9 protein-coding genes are annotated in these 9,073 nt (G+C 69.1%); 5 read left to right on the top strand and 4 right to left on the bottom strand.

Going from position 1 to position 9,073, the window contains the following annotated elements; translation table 11 throughout:
- Nucleotides 1-107: 107 nt before the first annotated feature.
- Nucleotides 108-581, bottom strand: coding sequence for an Rv2732c family membrane protein (locus WBN91_RS37830; protein ID WP_337729151.1), 474 nt, complete (start codon nt 579-581; stop codon nt 108-110).
- A complete protein-coding gene (gene miaB, locus WBN91_RS37835; protein ID WP_337729150.1) occupies nt 578-2,044 on the bottom strand; it encodes a tRNA (N6-isopentenyl adenosine(37)-C2)-methylthiotransferase MiaB in 1,467 nt (488 codons plus the stop codon). Before miaB ends, WBN91_RS37830 begins: the two co-directional genes overlap by 4 nt.
- A 58-nt stretch (nt 2,045-2,102) precedes the next feature.
- Here miaB and WBN91_RS37840 point away from each other — a divergent pair, with 58 nt between their 5' ends.
- A complete protein-coding gene (locus tag WBN91_RS37840) occupies nt 2,103-3,062 on the top strand; it encodes a TAXI family TRAP transporter solute-binding subunit (protein ID WP_337729149.1) in 960 nt (319 codons plus the stop codon).
- On the opposite strand, the gene WBN91_RS37845 is transcribed toward WBN91_RS37840, so the two are convergent.
- Nucleotides 3,059-4,435 carry a sensor histidine kinase gene (locus tag WBN91_RS37845; protein ID WP_337729148.1) on the bottom strand — a complete coding sequence of 459 codons (1,377 nt, stop codon included), beginning with the start codon at nt 4,433-4,435 and terminating at the stop codon, nt 3,059-3,061. The genes WBN91_RS37840 and WBN91_RS37845 overlap by 4 nt on opposite strands.
- Nucleotide 4,436: 1 nt before the next feature.
- Nucleotides 4,437-5,111, bottom strand: a complete 675-nt coding sequence (locus WBN91_RS37850; RefSeq protein ID WP_337729147.1) for a response regulator transcription factor — start codon at nt 5,109-5,111, stop codon at nt 4,437-4,439.
- 163 nt (nt 5,112-5,274) lie between these two features.
- On the opposite strand from WBN91_RS37850, the gene WBN91_RS37855 reads away from it, so the two are divergent.
- The 4 genes from WBN91_RS37855 to WBN91_RS37870 all read left to right on the top strand — a co-directional run bounded on the left by WBN91_RS37855 (nt 5,275) and on the right by WBN91_RS37870 (nt 8,556).
- Nucleotides 5,275-6,003, top strand: coding sequence for an amino acid ABC transporter ATP-binding protein (locus tag WBN91_RS37855; protein WP_337729152.1), 729 nt, complete (start codon nt 5,275-5,277; stop codon nt 6,001-6,003).
- A 66-nt stretch (nt 6,004-6,069) separates the two neighbouring features.
- Nucleotides 6,070-6,957: a glutamate ABC transporter substrate-binding protein gene (locus WBN91_RS37860; protein WP_337729146.1), complete on the top strand. Its 888-nt coding sequence runs from the start codon at nt 6,070-6,072 to the stop codon at nt 6,955-6,957.
- 76 nt (nt 6,958-7,033) lie between these two features.
- The gene (locus WBN91_RS37865) at nt 7,034-7,708 is read left to right on the top strand and encodes an amino acid ABC transporter permease (protein ID WP_337729145.1); all 675 of its coding nucleotides are present in this window, start codon (nt 7,034-7,036) and stop codon (nt 7,706-7,708) included.
- Entirely contained in the window at nt 7,705-8,556 is an 852-nt protein-coding gene (locus tag WBN91_RS37870; RefSeq protein WP_337729144.1) for an amino acid ABC transporter permease, read from the top strand. The genes WBN91_RS37865 and WBN91_RS37870 overlap by 4 nt, the downstream gene beginning before the upstream one ends.
- Nucleotides 8,557-9,073: the final 517 nt, after the last annotated feature.

Genomic DNA, 9,073 nt, shown 5'->3' on the forward strand with positions numbered 1-9,073 from the left:
CCATACGGGGATGACACAAGCAAGAAGCCCAAGTTGAGTTGTGTCCTCCCCGGCGGACTGCCACTTGCCGGCTTCGCCGCCGCGCTGCGCGCGGAGACAGTGAGGGGTTACTGGAGGGCGGGGCGGGAGGCGGCGATTTTCAGCCACTTCACGAGTAGCACGATGATGGCGATGACCGCGATGACCAGGCCCGCCCCTGGGCCGGGTCCGGGCTGGTGGCCGGTTGTTGTCTGGGTCATCCAGATCGACAGGACGCCGTTCACCGAGGCCGCGAAAGACGCGAGCGCGCTCACCCATGCCAAAGCCCACCGCCGGGCGACCAAGGTGATCGCCGGCAAGATCACCCCGGCCACCAGGACGGCGTAGGAGAACACCTTCGGCAGGGCCGGAGCCGTGCCCAGCAGTACCTGCAAGCCCACGTCCTCGCCCACCCACGGCAGGATCAAGGACACCAGGATCGCCAGCACGGCTACCGCGATGAGCATCGCGCCCGAGCCTGGGTCGAAGCGTTTTGCGGCTGTTTTGCCCACTCGGTCGATCTCGTCGCGGAGGCCGGCGAGGTCGTCTGGGTCGTTGGTCATCCGACGGCGCACCCGTCCGCGGCTGGGAGGGGGGCCGGGGCGCCGAACTTCGGGAGGCCCAGGGTGACGCCTGCGGTTTTCGGGCGGATGCCTGCTTCTGAACGGTCGCCGGCCTTGGTGCGGCGGTGGCTGATCAAGGGGCTGTCTGCGATGAGGTTGTGGGGGGCCGCGTAGGTGATGACGGTTTCCACGACGTCGCCTGGCCGGATGGTTGCTTCGCCGGGGGCGAAGTGGACCAGGCGGCCGTCCCTTGCTCGGCCGGACAGGCGGTGGGTTTCGGCGTCCTTGCGGCCCTCGCCGTTCGCCACCAGGACCTCTACCGTGCGGCCGACCTGGAGTTTGTTCTGCTCCCAGGACATCTCGTTCTGCAACGCCACCAGGCGGTCGTAGCGCTCCTGCACGACCTCCTTCGGCAGCTGGTCGGGCAGCGAAGCGGCAGGAGTGCCTGGGCGCTTGGAGTACTGGAAGGTGAAGGCGCTGGAGAACTTCGAGGCGCGCACGACATCGAGGGTCGCCTGGAAGTCCTCCTCGGTCTCGCCCGGGAAGCCGACGATGATGTCGGTGGTGATGGCCGCGTCGGGCATGGCCTCGCGGACCTTGTCCAGGATGGACAGGTACTTGGCCGACCGGTAGGACCGGCGCATCTCCTTGAGCACGCGGTCCGAGCCCGACTGCAACGGCATGTGCAGCTGGTGGCACACGTTCGGCGTCTCGGCCATCGCCGCGATGACGTCGTCGGTGAAGTCCTTCGGGTGCGGGGAGGTGAACCTGACGCGTTCCAAACCCTCGATGCCGCCGCACGCGCGCAGCAGCTTGCCGAAGGCGTACCGGTCGCCGAACTCGACGCCGTAGGAGTTGACGTTCTGCCCGAGCAGGGTCACCTCCAGCACGCCCTCGTCGACCAGGGCCTGCACCTCGGCGAGCACCTCGCCCGGCCTGCGGTCCTTCTCCTTGCCGCGCAGCGACGGGACGATGCAGAACGTGCACGTGTTGTTGCACCCGACCGACACCGACACCCAGCCCGAGTACGCCGAGTCGCGGCGGGCGGGCAGCGTGGAGGGGAAGGTCTCCAGGGCGTCGAGGATCTCGACCTGGGCCTCGCGGTTGTGCCGGGCGCGTTCCAGCAGCACCGGCAGCGAGCCGAGGTTGTGGGTGCCGAAGACCACGTCGACCCACGGGGCGCGCTTGACGATCTCGCCCTGGTCCTTCTGCGCCAGGCAGCCGCCGACGGCGATCTGCATGTCCGGGTTGGCGGCCTTGGCGGGCGCGAGGTGGCCGAGGGTGCCGTAGAGCTTGTTGTCCGCGTTCTCCCGCACCGCGCAGGTGTTGAACACGACCACGTCGGGGGTCGCGTCACCTTCCGCGGGTGCGTAGCCCGCGTCCTCGAGCATCCCGGCCAGGCGCTCGGAGTCGTGCACGTTCATCTGGCAGCCGAACGTGCGGATCTGGTAACTGCGGGTCACTCCCACCCCATCCTTCCGTCGGGTCCAGGGTAGAGCGTGGACGTGGCACGATGCGCGGGTGTCGGGAGTGCTGCTGCGGGTGCAGGCGGCCGGGGCGGTGCTCGCCCTGGCCACGCTGTCGTTGAGCGCGTGCGGCGACCAGTTCGACCAGGTCAAGCTCACGATGGCGGCGGGCAGCGACTCGGGGGTCTACCACCGGCTCAGCGGCGCGCTGGCCGACTCGTGGACCCGCGACCCCGGCATCCCGCACCCGCAGGTCGTGGTGACGGCCGGTTCGGTGGACAACCTGGAACGCCTCGGCGCCAACACCGCCCAGGTCGGGTTCTCGGCGGCCGACGCGGCCGAACGCGCCCACAACGCCGCCCAGGGCCACCGGCTCTACGCGCTGGCCCGGATGCACGACGACTACCTCCAGGTGGTGGTCCGCGACGACATCCCGGCCACCAAGCTGGCCGACCTCAAGGGCCTGCGCGTGTCGCTGGGCGCGGAGGACTCGGGGGTGAAGCTCATCGCCGACCGGCTGCTGGAATCCGCCGGCATCTCGCCCACCACGGACCTCAAGCCGCACTACCTGGACCTCAACGCCACCACCGACGCCATGCGCGCCGGCGCCCTGGACGCGTTCTTCTGGTCCGGCGGCGTCCCGACCTCCGGTGTCCGGACGCTGGCCACGACGGTCAAGATCCGCATGCTCGACCTGAACGACGTGCTGCCCAAGCTGCGGGCCGAGTACCCGGTCTACGGGTCGGCGACCCTGCCCGCCTCGGCCTACGAGCTGCCCGGCGGCCCGGTCACCAAGCCGGTCACCACGCTCGTCGTGCGCAACTTCCTGCTGGTCAACGACACGATGTCGGACGACGTGGCGGAAGCGCTGCTCAGAGGCCTGTTCGGGGCGCAGGACGCGCTGGTGGCGGCCAGCCCGGTGGCCCGGTCGATCGAGGTCAGATCGGCGATCGAGACCACCCCGATCCCGCTGCACCCGGGCGCGATGCGCTACTACCGGGACGTGAAGGTCTAGACGGCCGGGAAGCTGACCGTCACCCGCAGGCCGCCCTCCTCCGGCAGGGACAGCTCCACCTCGCCGTCCACCCGCGCCACGATCTGCCGCACGATCGCCAGGCCGAGCCCCGAGCCCTGGATGTTCTGGTGCGCCGGCGACCGCCAGAACCGGTCGGTCGCCCGCTCCAGCTCCTCCGGCGCCAACCCCGGCCCCTCGTCCTGCACCGACAGCCGCACCACGCCGTCACGCCGCCGCACGTCCACCCGGACCAGCGTGTCGTCCGGGGTGAACTTCAGCGCGTTGTCCAGCAGGGCGTCCAGCACGGCCTCCACCCCGCGCGGCGGGGCCAGCGCCGTCCCGCCGCGCTCGCCGTCCAGCACCAGGTGCACCGAGCGGGACGCGGCGGCGGCGTTCCAGGCCGACAGCCGGCCCGCCACGGCCTGGTCCACGTCCACCGGCAGCGGGTCCACCGAGGGCGCGGCGGCGCGGGCCATCGCCAGCAGCTCGTCGAGGATGCGGTTGAGCCGGTCGGCCTCGTCCAGCGCCGCCTCCTGGTGCACCACGGCGTCGCCGGAGACGTGACCCTCCAGGTTGGACAGCCGCAGCTTCAACGCGGTCAGCGGGTTGCGCAGCTGGTGGGACGCGTCGGCGACGAACGCGCGCTGCGAGGCCAGCACGTCGGTCACGTTCGCCGCCATCTGGTCGAACGACCGCGACAGCTGCTGCAACTCCGGCGGACCCGACGCCGACCCGACCGGCTCGACCGCCTTCCCGGACACCACCGACGCCAGCAGCCGGCCGGTGGCCTCGTCCAGCGCCCGCACCGGCCGCAGCGTCCAGCCCACCAGCGGCAGCGCCACGAACACGCCCAGCGCCAGCACCAGCAGGCTGGCCAGCAGCAGCACCGACCACCACAGGGACACCTCGGCGCGGGTCTTGTCGGTGGGGGAGAAGGTCACGATCGCGCCACGAACTTCACCGTCGGCCAGCACCGGCTCGGCGAGCACCAGCTCGGTGCGGTCCCACGGCATGAACAGCGGCGGCGCGGTCGGCTGCCGGCCCGCCAGCGCGCTGTCCACGAGCTCCTGCACCTCGTCCGCGGCCACGTCCACCGGCCCGGACGCGGCGACCACCGTGCCCGTCCGGTCCAGCAGGGCCACCTTGATGCCGTACAGCTCCTGGTAGCGGACCAGTTCGCGTTCCAGCACCTTCGGCTGGTCGTCGATCAGGGGACGCTGCGCGACCGAGGCGAAGCGGGCCGTGTCGGTGAGCCGGTCCAGGAACATCTCCTGCTGCTCGGTCGCCGCGACACCGCGTCCGAGCGGGACACCCATGCCGACCAGCACCAGCACCACCAGGGTGAGGACGATCCCGAGCAGCCGCGAGCGCATGTCAGCCGGCCACCGACAGCCGGTAGCCCACGCCGCGCACGGTCTCCAGCAGCGACGGCCGGCCCAGCTTGGTGCGCAGCGTCGCCACGTGCACGTCCAGCGTCCGGTTCGCGCCGGCCCACGTCCGGCCCCACACCTCGGCCAGGATGCGCTCCCGCGTGCACACCGCGCCGCCCGCGGCCATCACCAGCGCCAACACCTGGAACTCCTTGCGCGACAGCGCCACCGGTTCACCCGCCACGGTGACCTCGTGCCGGGCCAGGTCCACCCGCACGTCGGCCACCTCGAACACCTCCGTGCCGGTGCCGCCCACCCCGACCGGGTCGCCGCGCCGCCGCCGCACGGCGTGCACCCGGGCCACCAGCTCGCCCACGTCGTAGGGCTTGACCAGGTAGTCGTCCGCGCCGGCGTGCAAACCGAGGATTCGGTCGTCGATTTCGCCGCGCGCCGACACCACGATGATGGCGACGTCACTGGCTGCCCGGATATTGCGGCAGAGCGTCACCCCGTCGATATCGGGCAGACCGAGGTCCAGCAACACGACGTCGATACCCGCCAACCGATCGAGCGTCCCCCGACCGGTTGCCTGTCGGTCTACGCTGAAACCCCGCCGTGTCAGCGCCGGGACCAGCGCTTCTGCCACGCGGTCGTCGTCTTCGACCAACAGCACGCGCACCGGCGTCCTCCCGAGTTATTGTCGCCTGCCTGTGACAGAGTTGAGACCCTAAGTCTTGCTCAACCGCCTGGACTGGTGTGGTGATTCACACCTAGGTTTCCCGCCATCGCTCTCCGAGCCCCGACTGGAGGATCTGATGACCGCCCCCACACCTGCTCCGCCGATGATCCGGATGGCGGGCGTGGACAAGTTCTTCGGGCCCCTCCACGTTCTCAAGCAGGTCAACCTCGAGGTGCCCAAGGGCCAGGTCGTCGTCGTGCTGGGGCCGTCGGGCTCGGGCAAGTCGACCCTGTGCCGGACGATCAACCGCCTGGAGCCGATCAACGCCGGCACCATCGAGGTCGACGGCCAGCCCCTGCCCGCGGAGGGCAAGGACCTGGCCCGCCTGCGCGCGGACGTCGGGATGGTCTTCCAGTCGTTCAACCTGTTCGCGCACAAGAGCATCGTGGACAACGTGATGCTCGCGCCGGTCAAGGTCCGCAAGACCCCGTCGGCGCAGGCCCGCAAGACCGCGATGGAGCTGCTCGAGCGGGTCGGCATCGCGAACCAGGCGGAGAAGTACCCCGCCCAGCTCTCGGGTGGGCAGCAGCAGCGGGCGGCGATCGCCCGTGCCCTGGCGATGAAGCCCAAGGTGATGCTGTTCGACGAGCCGACCTCCGCGCTGGACCCCGAGATGGTCCAGGAGGTGCTCGACGTCATGACGACGCTGGCCCGCGAGGGCATGACCATGCTCGTGGTCACCCACGAGATGGGCTTCGCCCGCAAGGCCGCGGACCGGGTGATCTTCATGGCCGACGGCGAGGTCGTCGAGGACTCGACGCCCGAGGCCTTCTTCTCGGCGCCGAAGTCCAACCGCGCGAAGGACTTCCTTGGCAAGATCCTGACCCACTGAAGTCCCTCTGACCGCGGCGCTCGAACTTGGCGCCGCCAGACCCCGACGAAGAGCAGGAGTAAGACGATGAGGGTTCGCACCCTTGCGGTGGCGCTGCTGGCCGGCGGCCTCGCCCTGACCGCGTGCGGCAAGGAGGGGACCCCGGGCGGCTCGACCCCGGCCCCGACGCAGGCCGTCGCCACCGACGTGAAGGTGGACGGCTCGGAGACGTTCAAGAAGATCCAGGCTCGCGGCAAGGTGGTCATCGGCGTCAAGGAGGACCAGCCGGGCCTGGGCTACAAGGACCCGACCAGCGGCAAGTACAGCGGCTTCGACGTGGAGATCGCGAAGCTGATCGCCGCCAAGCTGGGCTACGACGACAGCAAGATCGAGTACAAGGCGATCGCCTCCGCCGGTCGCGAGCAGGCGCTGATCAACGGTGACGTCGACTACTACGTCGGCACCTACACCATCAACGACAAGCGCAAGCAGCAGGTCGCGTTCGCCGGCCCGTACTTCACCGCGGGCCAGGACCTGCTGGTGAAGAAGACCGACAACTCGATCACCGGCCCGGAGACCCTCAAGGGCAAGAAGGTCTGCTCGGTCACCGGCTCGACGCCGATCCAGAAGGTCAAGAACGAGGGCCTGACCGAGGCGTCGAACATCGTCGAGCTCCAGAACTACTCGCAGTGCGTGCAGCAGCTGGAGCAGGGCGCGGTCGACGCGGTCACCACCGACGACGCGATCCTCAAGGGCTACGCGGCGCAGCAGCCGGAGCTGTTCAAGGTCGTCGGCAAGCCGTTCTCCAAGGAGCCCTACGGCGTCGGCCTGGCCAAGGACGACAAGGCCCTGCGCGACAAGGTGAACGACATCCTCGAAGCCGCCATCTCCGGCGGCGACTGGGAGAAGATCTACAACGCGACGCTGGGCAAGTCGGGCTCGCCGGCCACCAAGCCGGTGCTCGAGCGGTACTGACCCTCTTCGGTGGCCGCCCCGTCGCTCGAAGCGGCGGGGCGGCCCCACCCCCGACCCCCACTAGCCGAGGAAGACGATGGACGTCCTGCTCGACAACCTCGACCTGTACGGGCCGGGGTTCCTCAACACCATTGAGCTGTTCCTGATCGCCGCGGCGGGCTCGCTGGTGCTGGGCACGTTCCTGGCGATGCTGCGGGTCTCGCCGGTCCCCATCTTCCGCGCGGCGGGCACCCTGTACGTCACGATCGTCCGCAACACCCCGCTGACCCTGGTGTTCTTCTTCTTCGCGTTCGCGTTCCCGCTGCTCAAGATCGTGGACGCGGCCGACTTCGGCGGCTCGGCCGCCCGCTACTACTTCACCTTCGCGGTGGTGTCGCTGACCCTGTACACCTCGGCGTTCGTGTGCGAGGTCGTCCGCTCGGGCATCAACACGGTGCCGGTGGGCCAGGCGGAGGCGTCCCGCGCGCTGGGCCTGACCTTCGGCCAGATGCTCGGCTCCATCGTGCTGCCCCAGGCCACCCGCGCCGTCGTGCCGCCGATGATGAGCACGATGATCGCGCTGCTGAAGAACACCACGATCGCGGCCGGCTTCTCGGTGTTCCAGGCCGGCTCGATCAGCCTGAACCTGTCCGAGCGCGGTGAGGACCAGCTGGTCGGCCTGCTGTGGGTCGCGCTGTTCTTCATCATCCTCGTGATCCCCATGACCCTGTTGCAACGCAGCCTCGAGAAGCGGTGGAGCATCGCCCGATGAGCGCCTCGGTCCTGTTCGACATCCCGGGCCCGAAGGCCCGGCTGCGCTACCGCCTGTACGCGGTACTGGGCATCGTGGTGCTCGTCGCCGGCCTCGGCTTCGTGCTCTACCGGTTCACCGCGAGCGGCCAGTTCGACGCCGCCAAGTGGACGTGGCTGGAGTACAAGAACGTCCAGACGACCCTGATCGACGCGCTGTGGAACACCATCCGGGCGTTCCTGGCGGGTGCCGTCCTGGCGATGGTCTTCGGCGCGATCTTCGCGGCCGGCCAGCTGTCGGACCACAAGATCGTGCGGGCACCGGCGATGGTGGTCGTCGAACTGTTCCGCGCGGTTCCGCTGGTGGTCCTGATCTTCATCTTCCACTACGGCATCGGCTTGGGCGCGCCGTTCTACTCGGTGGTGCTCGGCCTGACGCTGTACAACGGCTCGGTGCTGGCGGAGGTCTTCCGGGCGGGCGTGCTGTCCCTGCCTAGGGGGCAGAGCGAGGCCGCTTACGCCGTGGGTATGCGTAAGACGCAGGTGATGACGCTTGTGTTGCTGCCGCAGGCGGTGCGGGCGATGCTGCCGGCCATCATCAGCCAGTTGGTGGTGCTGCTGAAGGACTCGGCGTTGGGCTTCCTCATCACGTATGAGGAGTTGCTGTACCAGGCTCGGTACTTGGGTGGCATCTTCGAGTTCGGGCGGCCGTTGGTGCCGATCACCATTGTGGTGGCGGCTACTTATATTGCGATGTGCTTGTTGCTGACCTGGTTCGCGAACTTCTTGGAGAAGCGGAACCGGCGGAACAAGAAGGTGCTGGACATCGAGGCCAAGCCTGCTGAGGACGTGGTCGCGGCAGCTGTCTGACACAGCTCCACTACAACGCCGTCTGCGCCATGCGCGGACGGCGTTGTGCTTTACACGCCACCCTCTTCTCACCGCCACTCCGCCTTCGCGCCTCCTCGCCGCACAACGCGCGGATGCTTTTTCGCGTGGCTGCCAGCCACAGGAAGGGCCTCGGTTTCTTTCCCCGTCCGGCCTGGGCGAAGCCCAACCACGCTTGGTCCGTTTTCGCAACCAGTTTTTCCGGTTGCGAAAACGGGCCAAGTGTGGTTGCCTCCGGCAGGCCGGACGGGGAAAGAAACCGACGCACTTCCACCCCCCCGGGGGCCTGCCGCGCGGCGAGCGCCGCTTTTAATCTTTCGAGCGCTTCAGCGCGTTCAAGAGCGCGAAGCGCGTCCGAGCTCAGGAGCGCGGAGCGCGTCCTGTTTGGACCCGCGAAGCGTGGGCTTGAGAGCGGAGCGTTCAGTTCAAAGATTAAAAGAGCCTCGCCGGCGGGCAGGCCGCCAAGGATGACACAACTACAAGGGCGGGGGCTTCTTGC

Source organism: Saccharothrix sp. CCNWYY140, from assembly GCF_037401995.1.
Classification (GTDB): domain Bacteria; phylum Actinomycetota; class Actinomycetes; order Mycobacteriales; family Pseudonocardiaceae; genus Actinosynnema.

What these genes read in the sequence shown, in the direction of transcription:
- WBN91_RS37830 (WP_337729151.1), bottom strand. Translation starts at nt 581, where the DNA reads ATGACCAACGACCCAGACGACCTCGCCGGCCTCCGCGACGAGATCGAC.
- WBN91_RS37845 (WP_337729148.1), bottom strand. Translation starts at nt 4,435, where the DNA reads ATGCGCTCGCGGCTGCTCGGGATCGTCCTCACCCTGGTGGTGCTGGTG.
- WBN91_RS37855 (WP_337729152.1), top strand. Translation starts at nt 5,275, where the DNA reads ATGATCCGGATGGCGGGCGTGGACAAGTTCTTCGGGCCCCTCCACGTT.
- WBN91_RS37860 (WP_337729146.1), top strand. Translation starts at nt 6,070, where the DNA reads ATGAGGGTTCGCACCCTTGCGGTGGCGCTGCTGGCCGGCGGCCTCGCC.
- WBN91_RS37865 (WP_337729145.1), top strand. Translation starts at nt 7,034, where the DNA reads ATGGACGTCCTGCTCGACAACCTCGACCTGTACGGGCCGGGGTTCCTC.
- WBN91_RS37870 (WP_337729144.1), top strand. Translation starts at nt 7,705, where the DNA reads ATGAGCGCCTCGGTCCTGTTCGACATCCCGGGCCCGAAGGCCCGGCTG.